Genomic DNA, 14,639 nt, shown 5'->3' on the forward strand with positions numbered 1-14,639 from the left:
TAGCGAGCGAAGCCCGCCGCTTGGAAATGGACGTCAATGAAACCTGCAAAGCTCACCGGCCCTACCCGTGACAGTCTAACAAGAGCGCGTTGACGCCCTCGCCACCCATCATGCTGTCAGCTTGTCTCGTGCGTGAGCATCAAGTTGGCGAGGAGAGCGGTACGGGCGGCGATGGAGTTGGTCAGGATATGCTCCTCCAGCGTATGGGCGCCGGCCCCGTCGGCGCCCAGTCCGTCCAGCGTCGGCACGCCAAGTGCGGCGGTGAAGTTCCCGTCGGAGCCGCCGCCTGTCGTTTGTCCCTTGAGATCGAGGCCGAGCGGCTCCGCAAGGCGCGCCGCTTTGTCGAAGAGCGACTTTCCCGCCGCACTCTGGGTAAAGGGCGGGCGGTTCAGTCCGCCCGACACCTCGATCGAGATGTCCGGATCGCTCGGCCGGAGGGATTTGACGGCTGAAAGGATCTCTTCCGCCGCCGTCGCATCCGGCAGCCGAAGGTCGACCTCGAGGCGGCATTCGGCGGGCACCACGTTGCGGTTGGTGCCGCCCTGGATGGTTCCAACCGTGACGGTGATGCCTCTGTCGGCGTCGTTTAGCGCCTCCAGTGCCAGGACGATCCTTGCCGCCTCTCGGATCGCACTTCGGCCGTCGAGCGGCCTCGTGCCCGCGTGGGAGGCCTTGCCCCGCAGGACGATGTCGATCATCGCGACTCCCTTGCGGGCGACGACGATCTCGCCGCCGTCGCGAGCGGGCTCGACGACGAGAACATGGCTTGCCTGTTCAGCCGCCGCCTCGATCGCGGGACGCGAGCTTCGGCTGCCGACTTCCTCATCCGGGACGAAAAGGATCGTCACCGCCAAGCCTTCGGCTCGTCGCGTCGAAAGTTCGAGGGCGTGTAACGCCATCAGCGCCCCCGACTTCATGTCGTAGATACCGGGGCCGTAGATTCGCCCTTCCTCCGCGCGCCAGGGAAGATCGTGGTCGAGGGTGCCTACCGGATGCACAGTGTCGAGATGAGCGAGGATCAGGAGCCGCCCCTCCTTTGGCGCACCCTTCGCGGTCACGGACAGGATGTCGCCATAGCCCATCGTCCCGGGTGTCCGCTGAACCACGAAATCTCCTGCGCGAGCCCGGGCCTCGACCCGATCGACGAGCGCATTGACCCGTGACGCATCCCGGGAGGGCGTCTCGATCTCTACCCAGGCCCGCAGGTCTGATAGAAGCGCAGCGACGTCGATGTCGGCGGCGACGAGAAGAGGGGTGGTCATTCAGCCGGTCCTAAGGTTGTGCCGGGAACGAGATGGATCAGCATCTCCGTCGCCTCTTCGATCTTGTCGGCACTGTAGAGGAGCGGCACGTACCGGCCGTCTGCCCAGAGCGGCGCGAGGTCCCCATAATGCGGCGAGGCGGGGTCGCCGGACTGGCCGGGCGCGTTGATGCAAATACTCGCATCCCAGTCGCCGACATCCATGACGAGGCGGACGGAAGCACCGGCGATTACCCGGAAATCGCCGAGGCGGTAGCCGGCATGCATCGGCGTCGACGTGCTGCCGCCGAGCGGCAACGGGCCGATGTCCCAAGCAGCATGCGCGTTGTCCTGCCAAACGGTGGCGGCATGCTGGAAGTAGCCATGGTGCAAGTCGCCCCAGCGCCATCTGGCGGGGTCGGCACCCAGCCGAGCGCGGACATCGAGGACGGCAGCGTTAAGGGTTTCGGCGAGAAGACGGTCGCGCGCGACCTGCGGAGCCTGTCCGAAGCGCCCATCCGGCACTTCCAGCAGGCTGACAAGGCTTTCGACATGGCCCGGCGCGAGCAAGGCTCGGACCGCCGGGTCAGGCGCCATCGCCGCGAGGAGCGCGGGCCGCAGATGCTTCATCCACCACACTTCGAACAGAACGGCGGGAGCGCTGTCCGCAGCAAGCGCGCCATCCCAGCCGCGGAAGAGGCCCAGCGCGAGTGCAGCGTCACTCTCCGCCGCAGCATGGAGGCTCGCCGTGCCCAGCAGCTTGCAGAGGCGCAGGGCCGGCAGCGAGACGACGTCGTTCTGCAGCCGACCTGCCGCTTCGAGACTGTGCGCCGCATCCGTGCGGAGCGCAGCCTTGATCCGCTCGGCCCGGCTCGGCTCGATCCATTCATAGCCGATGCCCGGCGCGCCCGGGGCGCGGTCCGCGGGCAGGTTCATCTCGTTGGCGGTGGCGAGAAATCCTTCAGGCGGGTTGACGGCGCGCGGAAGTTCGTCCGCCGGCAGGAATCCCTGCCATTCATGGCTGCCATCGCCCGGCACCGGCAGGAGGCCGTTCCAGTTCGGGCGGACGGGGGTGAAGCCCGCGGTGTACCAGGCGACGTCGCCGGCCGTGTCGGCGCAGACATGGTTAACCGAGGGCGTCCCCCAATGCGTCAACGACGCGCCGAAGTCCGCGACGCTTTTTGCCCGCATCGCCGTCAGGCTGCCGAGATAGGCGGCCGCGCCTGGCTCTAGCCAGACCGAGCGCAGCGCGATCAGCCGGCGTTTTTCCCTGTCCTCGTGGAGAACCGGACCATGCCGGGTGAAGGACAGCGTCAGGTCCGCCGCCGGATGCCCCTTGATCCCGAAGCGCTCGTTCACGCGCCGAACCTTTTCGAAGCCGTCGCCATACCGGTAGAGGCCCGCATCCTCCGGCGCGATCTCATAGACCATGACGTCTTCCTGGTCGGCACCGAAGATCGTCAGGCCGAAGGCGGCGGTGCCGTTGTGGCCGATCGAGATGCCGGGCGCCGAGGGCTCGCCCGCGCCGATGGCGTCGAAGCCCGGCGCCTTGAGGTGAACGAGATAGCGCAGCGAGGGCACGGCATGGGCACGGTGCGGATCGGAAGCGACGATCGGCCGGCCGGTCGCGGTGCGCGTGCCGTGGACGACCCAGTTGTTCGAGCCCTCCTCGGTCGTCGCGCGCACGATGTCGCCGAGATCGGTCACCACCGTCCAGCGCCAGGCGTCCTCCATCCCGGCCGACAGGCGCGCCGGCTCAAAGGTCACCGGCGCGGTCGCGAGCTTGAACAGGCGCAAGGCCTCGAGCGGCACGTCGGCAAGGTCGATCCCGGCCGCGGGGTCGAGCGAGGTCGGCGGATCGATGTGGCTGCGCAGCGCATCGGTCTCGGCATTGCTGCGGGCCATCACGTTGGCGCGCAGGATTTCAGAGACGGCATTGCGGGTCAAAGCATGGGTGCGGATGCGCACGACGTCTTCGGGCTGCCAGCGATCGGGGCGCGTGCCGAACAGCGTGAACTCCTGCGGCAGGCGGGCGGGTTCGGCCTCGGTCAGCTCGACATAGGCGTTGATGCCGGCAACGAAGGCCGTGCAGATCGCCTCGGCGTCTTCGGCATAGGCCGCCCATTCCGCCGCCATGTCGCCGCGGTAGAGGAAGTGCCGGGCGGCATGGTCCTGCGCGAGAAAGCCTGGGCCGAAATCGGCGGCGAGGAGCCCCAGGCCGCGTTTGCGCCAGAGATCGATCTGCCACAGCCGGTCGCGCGCGGCGTTGAAGCCCTGCAGGAAGAACAGGTCGGGCTCGCTTGCTGCCGTGAGATGCGGGATGCCCCACCGGTCGACACGAATCTCGGCCTCGGCCGCAAGTCCGTCGACGGCAATGGTCTGGGTGGCAGGCGTTTCTGTCGGCATGGGCTTCCTCAGGCGTGGTGGCAGGCGACGCGCGCGCCGTCGGGGCGCGGCGTCAGCTCGGGGCGGACGGCCGAGCAGATCTCAGTCGCCAGCGGACACCGCGTGTGGAAGGCGCAGCCGGAGGGAATGTTGGCCGGGCTCGGCAGTTCGCCGGTGAGGACGAAGCGCTGCTTGCCGCGCTGGACCACCGGATCGGCCTCGGGCACCGCCGACATCAGCGCCCTTGTATAAGGATGTTTCGGGTCGGCGAAGAAGATCTCGCGCGCGGCATCCTCGACGATCCGGCCGAGATACATCACCACCACGCGGTCGGCGATGTGACGGACGACGGAGAGGTCGTGCGAGACGAAGAGATAGGCGACACCCGTGCGCTTCTGCAGGGCGACGAGAAGGTTCAGGATCTGCGCCCGGACCGAGACGTCGAGCGCAGAGACCGGCTCGTCGCAGATCACCAGCTCGGGCTCCAGCGCCAGAGCCCGGGCAATCACCACGCGCTGGCGCTGGCCGCCGGAGAACTGGTGGGGATAGCGGCCGGCATGCTCAGGCCGAAGACCCACCTGCGTCAGGAGCTCGGCCACTCGACGCTTCAATTCCTCGCCGCGGGCGATCCCGCGCACCTCCAGCGATTCACCAATGGTCGAGCCGATGGTGGCGCGCGGATCGAGTGACAGCGCCGGGTCCTGGAAGATCATCTGCACGCGGCGGCGGATGTCGTTGAGTTCGCGGCGGCTGGCGCCGTTGACCTCCTGCCCGGCGATTTTGATGCTGCCCGCGGTCGGCTTCTGCAGGCCGACGATGGCGTTGGAAAGTGTCGACTTGCCGCAGCCGGATTCGCCGACCAGCGCCACCGTCTCGCCAGCGACGATGGTGAGATCAACGCCGTTGACGGCTTTGACCGTCGGCGCTTTGCTGCCGAACAGGGAGCTGCGGCCGCCGAAATGCACCGCGACGTCCTTTGCTTCGAGCACTGGCATCGCGTTGGGGGAGACGGAAGCGCTCATGCGGCGACCCTCGTGATCTCGCCGACGCGGTCGCGGTGCCAGCAGGCGGTGCGGTGGCCGGGCCGCTCCTCGAACAGCGGCGGCTGCTCGGTGCGGCAGCGCTCGGAAACGAGCGGGCAGCGGCTGGCGAAGCGGCAGCCGGCACCGAATTCCTCGGGCGTCGGCACCATGCCATCGATGGTGGCAAGCTCCGCCTTCGGCGCGACGTCGAGCCGCGGCACGGAAGCGAGGAGCAGCGCGGTGTAGGGATGGGCAGGCCGCGCGAAGAGATCCGCCACTGGCGCGATCTCGGCGATCCGCCCGGCATACATGACGGCAACATGGTCGGCGATATCGGCGACGACGCCCATGTCGTGGGTAATCAGTACGATCGAGGTGCCGCGCTCGGCGACGAGCTTCTTCATGACGTCAAGGATCTGCGCCTGGATGGTGACGTCGAGTGCCGTCGTCGGCTCGTCGGCGACGAGGACGCGCGGGCCGCAGATCAGCGCGATGGCGATCATGATGCGCTGGCACATGCCGCCGGAGAGCTCGAACGGATACTGGTGCAGCCGCCGGTCTGGATCGGGAATGCCGACCGATTCCAGCATCGCCCGCGCCGCCGCCATCGCCTGTCCGCGCGAGACGTCCTGGTGCTGGCGCAGCGCCTCGGCGATCTGCGAGCCGACGGTGGTCAAGGGATCGAGCGAGGCGCTCGGCTCCTGGAAGATGATCGAGATGTCCTGGCCGCGCCGCTTGCGCAGCTGGCGCTCCGGCAGCGCGGCGAGATCGGTGTCGCCGAGGAGGACGCGGCCGTGGCGGCGGGTGGCGACATTTGGCAAGAGGCCCAGCAGCGCATAGGCGGTCAGCGACTTGCCGCAGCCGGACTCGCCGACCAGCGCCATCACCTCGCCCGGCTGGACGGCAAACGAGATGCCATCGACCACCGCAGCACCCGATATCTCGATGGTGAGGTTCTCGACCGAGAGCAGCGGCGGTTTTGCTTCAGACATCGAAGGTCCTGCCTCAGGCCGTGCCCGGCGTGCTGCCGAGTTCGCCGGTTTCGAAGGTGCCGATCGAGTTGCCGCCGTCGACCGAGAGCACCGAGCCGGTGATGAAGGAGGCCTTGTCGGAGCAGAGATAGGCGATCGCCGCCGGCGCATCGTCCGGGCCGCTGGTGCGCCCGAGCGGGATGCGCTGGCTCATGCGCGCGACATAGTCGTCGGACAGCGCCGAGACCTCCGAGCCCGGCGCGAAGCCCGGCTCGACGACGTTCACCCGGATGCGGTGCGGCGCGAGCTCCAGCGCGAGGCCCTTGGACAGGCGCTCCAGCGCCGTCTTGGAGGTGCAGTAGGGCACCGAGCCGTTGCGCATCTGGCGGGCGGCGCCCGAGGAGATGTTGATGATCGAGCCCTGGCGCCCGTCTTCGATCATCAGCTTCGCCATCTCACGGGAGACCAGGAAAGGCGCACGCAGGTTGACGTCGAAGATCCGGTCCCAGTCGGCGAGATCCATGTCGAGAAGACCGAATTTCGGATAAACGCCGGCATTGTTGACGACGATGTCAGGCGCCCGCCAGCGCGCCTTCACCAGCATGACGAGCTCGAGAATCGACGCCTCCTCGGTCAATTCCGTCACATGCGTCAGCGTCGTCCTGGGGTCGAGCTTCAGCTCGGAGACCACGGCATCGAGATCGGCGGCCCGGCGGTCGGAGAGGCAGAGGACAGCGCCTTCCGCCGCGAAATGCGCCGCGATCCAGCGGCCGAAGACGCCGGCGGCTCCCGTAACGACGACGGACTTGCCTTGAAATTCCATATCAAAAAGACCTCAGCGGATTCGGGAACGGGGGTCGAGCCGGTCGCGCAGCCAGTCGCCCAGCACGTTGACGGACAAGACGAGAAGGAAGAGGCAGCCGCCGGGAAAGGCGACGATCCACCAGGCGCGTTCGACGAACTGGCGCCCGACGCTCATGATCGAGCCCCAGCTAGCGGCCGGCGGCTGGATGCCGAGCCCAAGGAAAGAGAGGCCTGCCTCGAACAGGATCATCAGGCCGAACTCGGCGGTCGCCACGACCAGGATCGGCCCGGCAATGTTGGGCAGGACATGGCGGAAGAGGATGCGCAGTGCCCCCGCCCCGGCCAGTTCGGAGGCTTTGATGTAGGGCAGGTTCGCCACCTGCAGCGTCTGCGCATAGGCGACGCGGGTGTAGCGCGGCCAGCGGGTGAGACCGAGCACCAGGACGAGCTTCAGGAAGCCGGGGCCGAGCACCGCGACGGTGAGCACCGCCAGGAGGATCGCCGGGATCGACAGCATGATGTCGACGAAGCGCATCACCAGGATCTCGACCCAGCCACGATACCAGCCGGCTAGCATGCCGAGGGTGACGCCGACGAGCGTCGACACGACGACCGAGAGCGCGGCGACGCCGAGCGAGACCCGTGCGCCGTAGAGAATGCGCGAGAGGAGGTCTCGGCCGAGATCGTCGGTGCCGAGAAGGAACGTGACATCGCCGCGGCCGACTGTGCCCGGCGGCTTCAGCCGCGACAGCAGTGCCTGGCGGTCCGGATCTGCGGGCGCGATCCAGGGCGCCAGCAGCGCCGCCGCGACGATCGCGGTGATGATCAGCGCGACGATCCAGATCGAGACGGGGACGCGCGCGGTGCGGCGGCGAAGGGCGGTGATGGCGGATGTCATGCGCTTTGCCTCACCGAGCCAGCCGGATGCGGGGATCAATCGCCGCATAGGCGAAGTCCGCGGCGACGCTGGTCGCGACATAGATGAAGGAGATGAGGAGCACGATGACCTGCACGACCAGGAAGTCGCGCGCCTGGATCGACTGGATCGCCAGCTGGCCGATGCCTGGCCAAGCGAAGACGGTCTCGACGATGACGGCGCCGGCGAGGAGATTGCCGATCTCGAGCGCCGCCACGGTGATCACCGGAATCGCTGAATTTCGCAGGACATGGCGGCCGACCACGGCTGGCATCGACAGGCCGCGGGCGCGGGCGGCGCGGACGTAGTCCTTGCCGAGCTCGTCGACCATGGCGATCCGCGTCATCCGGGCGAAGGTCGACATCGACAGCGCGCCCAAGGCGATAGACGGCATGATCAGCGCGCTGAAGCCGCCGATTCCCGAGGTCGGAAGCCACCGCAACTGCACGGCGAAAACGAGGATGAGAAGGATGCCGGAAAGGAAGGTCGGGATGCTCTGCCCGGTCAGGACGAGGGCGGAGAGGAGCCTTTCGGTCAGGCCGCCGCGGTTCGTGGCCATCAGGATGCCGACGGGAATGCCGAGGCCGATCGCCACCGTCAGCGCGCCGGCGGCCAGCATGATCGTGTAGGGCAGCCGCGACAGGACGATGTCGATCGCCGGCACGCGCTGCACCACCGAATTGCCGAAATCGAGCTGGGCAAGGCCCGAGATGTAGCTGAGATACTGCGTGAGCAAGGGTTGGTCGAAGCCGAGCTGGTGGCGCAGCGTCGCGATCTCCTCGGCGGAGGCGCCTTGCGGCACCAGGAGCAAGGTCGGGTCGCCGGAAAAGTGCATCACCACGAAGACGATGGTGATGACCCCGAAGACCGCGACGACCGCCTGGATCAGCCGGCCGATGATGTATCCGAGCATGTCGGTCCCGCCCTGTCCGCCGCTACTGCTGCCAGCCCATGTCCATGACGAACATCGACTCGTTCGGCGTCGGCTGCCATTTCAATTTGCTGCTGGCGCCATAGACAGCGAAGTCCTGGTAGAGGCCGATGCCGGGGACGTCGTCGCGCAGGATCTCGTAGGCCTTCTTGTAGTCGATGAGCCGCGCGGTCTCGTCGAGGGTCGAGCGGGCGGCGTCGACGGCCTTGTCGAAGTCCGGGTTCGAGTATTTCGCCCAGGTGCTGCCGGTTCGGAACAGCGGGTAGATGATGCCGTCGGCATCCTGGCAGGCGCAGGACCAGCGGCCGATGGCGATGCTGCCGGCATTGGCGGGATCGCCCTGGCGGCGGCGCAGGAAGGTCGCCTGGTCGCTCGACTGGATCTCGACGGTGAGGCCGGTGTCGGCGATCATCTGCTGCAGCGCCTCGACGACCGAGCGGTTGTAGGAGGGCGAGGTCAGGAACTCGATCTTGGCGCCCTCGGCGCCGGCCTCGGCGACGAGCGCCTTGGCCTTGTCCAGGTCGTACTCATAGCCCTTGACGTCGGCGGTATAGCCGAACACCGGCGGCGCACCGATGATATCGACCGAATTGCCGTAGCCTTGCAGCAGCGCTTCGATCAGGCCCTGCCGGTCGATCGCATGGGCGATCGCCTGACGGACCCGGACATCCTTGGTCGGGCCGCTCTCGGCATTGATATACATGTAGCCGACGCGCTCGGTCGGGACCGAGAGGATCTCCATGCCGGTCTCCTCCTTCAGGCTGATCGCCTGGTCCGGCGGGATGTCGCGCACGAGATCGGCCTGGCCGGTGCGAAGGTCGGCGATCCGGGTGGAGACGTCCGGCACGGCGCGGAAGGTCACCTTCGGGAAAGGCGGCTTGCCGCCCCAGTAGCCCTCGTTGGCGGCGAGATCCGTCGAGACGCCTTCCTGGCGGCCTGCCACCTTGTAGGGACCGCTGCCGACCGGCTTCTTGTTGAACGCCTGCGGACCGACCTTCTCGACATAGGCCTTGGGCACGATCGACAGCTTCACCAACTGCGCCAGGAGTGCCGGATAGGGCGTCTTGGTGGTGATCGTGACCTTGCCGTCGCCGGCCGCCTCGGCCTTGTCGATCTGGCTGAACTGCGAGAACTGCGGGCTTTTGAGCGCGGGATCGATCACCCGCGCAACGCTGTAGGCGACGTCTTCGGCGGTCAGCTTGCTGCCGTCGTGGAACGTGACGCCTTGGCGGATGTCGAACTCGATCGTCTTGTCGTCAACATATTTCCAGGCGGTCGCGATCCCCGGCGCGATCGTACCGCTCTTGTCGCGCGTGAGCAGGTTGTCGAAGATGTTGCGGTAGACGGAATAGCTGTCGGTGTCCCACTGCAGATGCGGATCGAGCGTCGCTGGATCATTGGGAAGATCGATGACCAGCTTGTCCTTGGCCGTCTGCGCCGATGCAGTCGCGGCGACAAGGCCAAGAGCAAGGGCGGTGGTGGCGAGCAGTCTCAGCATCATGTTCCCCTTCGGTGCAGCAGTGACGGTCGTCGAAGCCCCAGGTCGGTCAGCGACCGGCCTGGTCGACACAGTAGCGGGCGATATCGGCGTGGGTGGCAAACCAGACGCCGCCCTTGGCCTTGGCGAGACGAATGACCTCGTCGAGGATAAAAATCCGTGACCGGTGGCCGACATGGTGCGGGTGGAGCGTCAGCTGGAACAGTCCTCCCTCATCGAAGGCGAGATCGATCTCACGGGCGAGAATGTCGAGCAGCATCGCCGGACCGCCGTATGGGCGCGAGCTTCCCAGGCGATCCATGTTGAAATAGGGCGCATCGTCGCGAATCCACTCCACCGGAATCTCGACGATGCCGGTCGCCTCGCCGTTCTCCATCAGCTCGTAAGGCTCGTCATCCGCCATCAGGGAGGAGTCGTAGAGCAGTCCCATCTCGCGGATGATCGCGAGCGTGTGCGGAGAGAAATCCCAGGACGCGGTGCGCATGCCGACCGGGCGGGTCCCGCAGAGGCGCTCCAGCGCATCGGCCGCGCGGAACGAGAGATCACGCTCCGTCGCATGGTCGAGGCCGGAATTGGATTCGTGGATCCAGGAGTGGATCGCAAGCTCATGCCCGGCGCCCACCACCCGCTGTACCTCTTCAGGATGCAGCAGCGCCGAAACCGCGGGCATGAAGACCGAGGCGGGGACGCCATGCCGATCGAGCACGTCAAGGATCCGGGGCATGCCGGCCCGGGCGCCGTACTGGCCCTGGCTCATCCGGCCGGCCGAAATGCCGCCATTGCGCAGGTCGATGGTCTCGTGATCCGCATCGAAGGATAGCGCTACGGCCATCCGTGCGCCGTCCTTCCAGCCCGCGGGCTTGAGGGAACGGCCCGCCCGGACGCTCGCGACACGCTCCCGCCAGACCGGCTCCGGCCACAGCCATGGCGTCCGCGGATCATTCGAGGCCGTCGAAGCACTTGTATCCATTTGTACAATCCGGCTCTCTAGGATGAGACGCGTTCCAGAACAATTGTCGACGCTTCGGCGCCGGCGAAGCATCTGGTTCTTCTCTGTGCAGGGAGGTTAGGAGCCTAGGATGTGGTCAGCAACTGTAGCGCGTTCACATACGTGAACTCCGAAGTGAAGAGCGGAGGGCGAATTCTCGATCTCCTGGATTTCCTGGCGGCGTGTCGCCAGCCCGTCTTTTTCGGGGAGGTCGTGGCTGGCCTCGGCTTTCCCAAAAGCTCGACGCATGCGCTCCTGCAGACCCTGATCGGTCGTGGCCACGTGGTCCAGGACCCGGGTGGTCGCTATCTGCTGGTGGAGGCCAGCCGGCACGGCTTTCCGTTTCATCCGAGCGAGGAGCCGCTGGTCGCAAAGGCTTTGCCGCTGATGGAGCGCCTGCGCGACGTTTCGGGCGAAACCGTCCTGCTGTCGACCATGAACGCCCGCGGCGACGTGCGCAGGCTCGCCAAGTGCGTCAGCCGCCAGGCCGTGCGCTACGACGTCGACATCGGCTCGCCGATCGCGGTCTACTGTACGGCGACGGGCCGCGCCCTCCTCGCCTTTCGCAGCGCGGAAGAGATCGACGACTACCTTGGGCGTGTCAGCCTGCTCTCCTATACCCGCTTCACCATAACCGACCGACAGGACTTGCTGACGATCCTTGCCGAGGTGCGCGAGCGCGGATACGCGGTCAACGACCAGGAATTCGTCACCGGCTCGACGGGCGTTGCCGCCCCTGTCCGCGACGCCTCCGGTGCGGTCGTCGCAGCGCTCAACCTCGGCACGTTGACCACGCGATTTCGCGAGCGCGAAAGTGAACTGTGCCAACTCGTCATCGACACCGCAGCCGTCATCTCAGATACAGCCAAGACCTGACACGCGGAGCCATTTCGTGCCGTCGGCAGGGGACGGGGGTGAATCTTCCCGTCAATGTCGGCCTCTCCGCATCGAGAGGCCAGCCGGCGTTAAGCGACCGTTCCGCAAACGATTCAAGGCGAACGCTCAGACTGTGTGAGCTTAAATCCGAAAGCGAACACTGCAGAAATTCAACATCTGCCTTGGCCGCCGAGGATCAACGGATAATCCGCAGAAGGTTGAACCCTGTTTCCGGCGCGCTCAGCGCGCGTCCTGGTCGGCCAGTTTGTTCGAATAGGCTTTGCCGAAATGGGCCTCGATGCGCATCTGGATGAAGTGCCAGACGGTCGTCATCAGGAGATAGTAAAGCGCCGCCACGGCGAAGAGCTCGAGCACCATGAACTTTTCCTGGATCAGCATCTGCGTCCGGCGCAGGAGCTCTTCCATCGAGATCACCGAGGTGACCGACGTCGTCTTCAAAAGGCCGTTCACGCTGTTGCCGAGGACGGGGATGATGATCCGCGTCGCCTGCGGCATGATCACGTAGCCCATGACCTGCGCGGGCTTCAGGCCGAGCGCGCGCGCCGCGTTCCACTGGCCGCCGGCGACGCCGAGAATGCCGCCGCGGACGATCTCCGCGAGATACGCCGCCTCGTTGAGGATCAGCCCGAGCAGTGCCGATTCGAGAACGCCGAGCCGGACGCCGAACTGCGGCAGCCCGGTGTAGATGATGATCAACTGCACCAGCAGCGGCGTTCCGCGGAAGACCCAGATATAGGCGCGGGCGGGCCAGCTCAGAAAGCGCGACGGCGCCATGCGCATGATCGCGAGGATGCAGCCGAGGACGAGGCCGCCGGCGATGGCCGCGAGCGTCAGCCAGAGCGTCGTCAGCGCGCCGTTGAGGATGAACGGATTGAACAGGTACTCGAAGAATCCGGTCCAGTTCCAGCGGATATCCATGGGCGATTCCTCGGTCGGATAAGGCGGCAACGGGCAAGCGGAGCCTCTCCGGCATGCCCGGTCGACAGCGGCGACGTCGAAGGCGTCGCCGCCGCGTCAGAAGGCGGTGCGGTTTACGACGACGTCGCCGTCAGTCGGTGGCGCCGCGGAGGGCGAAGGGCTTGGTGTTGGCGAGGAGGCCGTACTCGTCCATCAGCTTCTTGTAGCTGCCGTCCTGCATCATCTCGTTCAGCGCGGTGACGACGGCGTCCGCAACCTCGGCGTTCTTCATGCCGAGTGCGACGGGGGTCGGGAACAGTCCGGCGATCGCCCGGTCGAAGTCGCCGCGCTTGGCGTATTCGGCCGCCGTCGGGTCGATGCTGACCGTCGCGTCGGTCTGTCCGGCCGCCAGCGCCTGGTAGGCGAGCGCGAAATTGTCGAAGGTTCGGATGGTCATCGCCTCCAGCCCTTCGGCCTGGAGCTTCTTGTCGAGCTCCTTCAGCTTGGCCTCCTCGAAGCCGCCGATCTCGACGCCGACGGCCTTGCCGGCGAGGTCTTCTTCCCTCGCGATCTTTTCCGGATTGCCCTTCTGGACCGAGATCGAGATCGCCTGGGATTCGTAGGGCACCATCTTCATCATGGCCGCCCGCTCCGGGTTCCAGAAGATGCCGGTGTTGATCACGTCCCAGCGGCCGGCCTGCAGGCCCGGGATCATCGCCGAGAATTCGATGCGGACATAGTCCGGCTCGAGGCAGAGGCGCTTGGCGATCTCGTTGCCGAGCGTAACGCGCATGCCCTTCAGCTCGCCGGAGGAATCGACGAACTGCATCGGCGGCAGTGTCGGGTTGGTCGACATCGTCAGCTTGCCGGGCGAGGCGAGCGCCGAATCCGGCACCTTGGGCTGGCAATCCGCCGCAAGCGTTGGGGACGCGGCAAGGACGACGCTGGCCGCAACGCCGCCGACGAAGACGAGGGCTTCGTGAAATCTGGTCATGTGCTTCTCCTGTTGCCCGCGAGGGGCTTGGTGAAAGGGCCGCGTCTCATCCCGTGGGTGGGCTCGGATCGCCTGAGCGTCCGGCCGTCTATGATTGGGCGAGGCTGTCGATCAGACCGAGGCTCGCCAGTGTGGTCTTGAGTTCAGCCCGATCCGCCTCGGGAAGCGGCAGGCGCGGCGCACGGGGATCGCCGACGGACAGGCCCATCATCGCGAGCCCCGCCTTGGAGGCCGAGACGTAGCGCGGCCCTCCCACCCAGCGCACCACCGGGAGAATTTTCCGGTAGAGCGCCAGCGCGGCGTCCTTGTCCGAATGATCGGCAACGAGCTCGAACAGCTCGGCCGATTCCTTCGGCATCAGGTTGGAGCAGACCGCCACCCAGCCGACGGCCCCGAGCCAGAAGGATTCGTAGCCGAGGATGCCGGCGAACACGTCGATCCGGTCGCCGCAGAGATCGATGATGTCGCGCACGCGCGTCACCTCGAGGGTCGATTCCTTGATCGACCGGACGGCGTCGATCCGGCTAAGGCGCTCGACCGTGCGCGGCACGAGGTCGACATTGGCGGTCGCCGGATTGTTGTAGACCATGATCGGGATCGAGATCGCCTCGCCGATGCGGCGATAGTGCTCGAACAGCTCGTCCTCGGTCGGGGCGGAATAGAAGGGCGGGATGATCATCACGCCGTCGGCGCCCATCGCCTCCGCCTCGCGGGAGAGGTCGACCGCGTCGAACGTCGCCTCGGCCCCGGTGCCGATATAGATGGGCACCCTGCCCGCCGCCTCTTGCACGCAAATCTCGATGACCTCCTGACGCTCCGCGCGGGAGCAGGACAGGAACTCGCCGGTGCTGCCGAGCGGGATCAGGCCGTGGATTCCCTGTTCGATCTGCCAGTTGACCAGACGCTTCAGCGCGGTCGCGTCGACGGCGGTGCCATCCGCCGTGAACGGTGTGACGAGAACGGTGAAGGTGCCTCTGGCGGATTTCATGACAGTCTTTCGTGGCTCCGATGAGCCGAACCATAACTTAAAAATTTTCTCTGTATACAGAAAAAATTGTTTTGCTGTATGCATGGTTCGACACGCCCGATCGGAGCC

Annotated in this window: 13 protein-coding genes; 1 reads left to right on the forward strand and 12 read right to left on the reverse strand. The window is 66.4% G+C overall.

The window, feature by feature from the left end; all coding sequences use genetic code 11:
• Nucleotides 1-116: 116 nt before the first annotated feature.
• Genes ACZLZQ_RS17600 through ACZLZQ_RS17640 form a run of 9 tightly spaced genes read right to left on the reverse strand, consistent with a single transcriptional unit; the run spans nucleotide 117 to nucleotide 10,737 of the window.
• Nucleotides 117-1,262, reverse strand: a complete 1,146-nt coding sequence (locus tag ACZLZQ_RS17600) for a M20 family metallopeptidase (RefSeq protein ID WP_472950479.1) — start codon at nucleotides 1,260-1,262, stop codon at nucleotides 117-119.
• Nucleotides 1,259-3,646, reverse strand: coding sequence for a penicillin acylase family protein (locus ACZLZQ_RS17605; RefSeq protein ID WP_472950480.1), 2,388 nt, complete (start codon nucleotides 3,644-3,646; stop codon nucleotides 1,259-1,261). The genes ACZLZQ_RS17600 and ACZLZQ_RS17605 overlap by 4 nt, the downstream gene beginning before the upstream one ends.
• Before the next feature lie 8 nt (nucleotides 3,647-3,654).
• Nucleotides 3,655-4,647, reverse strand: coding sequence for an ABC transporter ATP-binding protein (locus ACZLZQ_RS17610; protein WP_472936292.1), 993 nt, complete (start codon nucleotides 4,645-4,647; stop codon nucleotides 3,655-3,657).
• The gene (locus ACZLZQ_RS17615) at nucleotides 4,644-5,639 is read right to left on the reverse strand and encodes an ABC transporter ATP-binding protein (protein ID WP_472950481.1); all 996 of its coding nucleotides are present in this window, start codon (nucleotides 5,637-5,639) and stop codon (nucleotides 4,644-4,646) included. The genes ACZLZQ_RS17610 and ACZLZQ_RS17615 overlap by 4 nt, the downstream gene beginning before the upstream one ends.
• A 13-nt stretch (nucleotides 5,640-5,652) precedes the next feature.
• Nucleotides 5,653-6,441 carry an SDR family NAD(P)-dependent oxidoreductase gene (locus tag ACZLZQ_RS17620; RefSeq protein ID WP_472950482.1) on the reverse strand — a complete coding sequence of 263 codons (789 nt, stop codon included), beginning with the start codon at nucleotides 6,439-6,441 and terminating at the stop codon, nucleotides 5,653-5,655.
• Between the two features lie 12 nt (nucleotides 6,442-6,453).
• Entirely contained in the window at nucleotides 6,454-7,320 is an 867-nt protein-coding gene (locus tag ACZLZQ_RS17625; RefSeq protein WP_472936295.1) for an ABC transporter permease, read from the reverse strand.
• Between the two features lie 10 nt (nucleotides 7,321-7,330).
• Nucleotides 7,331-8,251 (reverse strand): ABC transporter permease, encoded by a 921-nt coding sequence (locus ACZLZQ_RS17630; RefSeq protein ID WP_472950483.1) that lies wholly within the window; start codon nucleotides 8,249-8,251, stop codon nucleotides 7,331-7,333.
• Between the two features lie 22 nt (nucleotides 8,252-8,273).
• Nucleotides 8,274-9,770, reverse strand: coding sequence for an ABC transporter substrate-binding protein (locus ACZLZQ_RS17635; RefSeq protein ID WP_472950484.1), 1,497 nt, complete (start codon nucleotides 9,768-9,770; stop codon nucleotides 8,274-8,276).
• 46 nt (nucleotides 9,771-9,816) lie between these two features.
• Entirely contained in the window at nucleotides 9,817-10,737 is a 921-nt protein-coding gene (locus ACZLZQ_RS17640; RefSeq protein ID WP_472950485.1) for a polysaccharide deacetylase family protein, read from the reverse strand.
• Between the two features lie 111 nt (nucleotides 10,738-10,848).
• Here ACZLZQ_RS17640 and ACZLZQ_RS17645 point away from each other — a divergent pair, with 111 nt between their 5' ends.
• A complete protein-coding gene (locus tag ACZLZQ_RS17645) occupies nucleotides 10,849-11,631 on the forward strand; it encodes an IclR family transcriptional regulator (RefSeq protein WP_472950486.1) in 783 nt (260 codons plus the stop codon).
• A 240-nt stretch (nucleotides 11,632-11,871) separates the two neighbouring features.
• Here the strand turns inward: ACZLZQ_RS17645 and ACZLZQ_RS17650 are convergent, their stop codons facing one another.
• The 3 genes from ACZLZQ_RS17650 to ACZLZQ_RS17660 form a co-directional block, all read right to left on the reverse strand.
• On the reverse strand, nucleotides 11,872-12,570 hold the full coding sequence (locus tag ACZLZQ_RS17650; RefSeq protein ID WP_472936299.1) for an amino acid ABC transporter permease: 699 nt from the start codon (nucleotides 12,568-12,570) through the stop codon (nucleotides 11,872-11,874).
• A 130-nt stretch (nucleotides 12,571-12,700) separates the two neighbouring features.
• Nucleotides 12,701-13,543, reverse strand: a complete 843-nt coding sequence (locus ACZLZQ_RS17655) for an ABC transporter substrate-binding protein (RefSeq protein ID WP_472936300.1) — start codon at nucleotides 13,541-13,543, stop codon at nucleotides 12,701-12,703.
• A gap of 88 nt (nucleotides 13,544-13,631) precedes the next feature.
• On the reverse strand, nucleotides 13,632-14,531 hold the full coding sequence (locus ACZLZQ_RS17660) for a dihydrodipicolinate synthase family protein (RefSeq protein ID WP_472950487.1): 900 nt from the start codon (nucleotides 14,529-14,531) through the stop codon (nucleotides 13,632-13,634).
• Nucleotides 14,532-14,639 lie beyond the last annotated feature (108 nt).

This window comes from Mesocryomonas lacus, assembly GCF_055730105.2.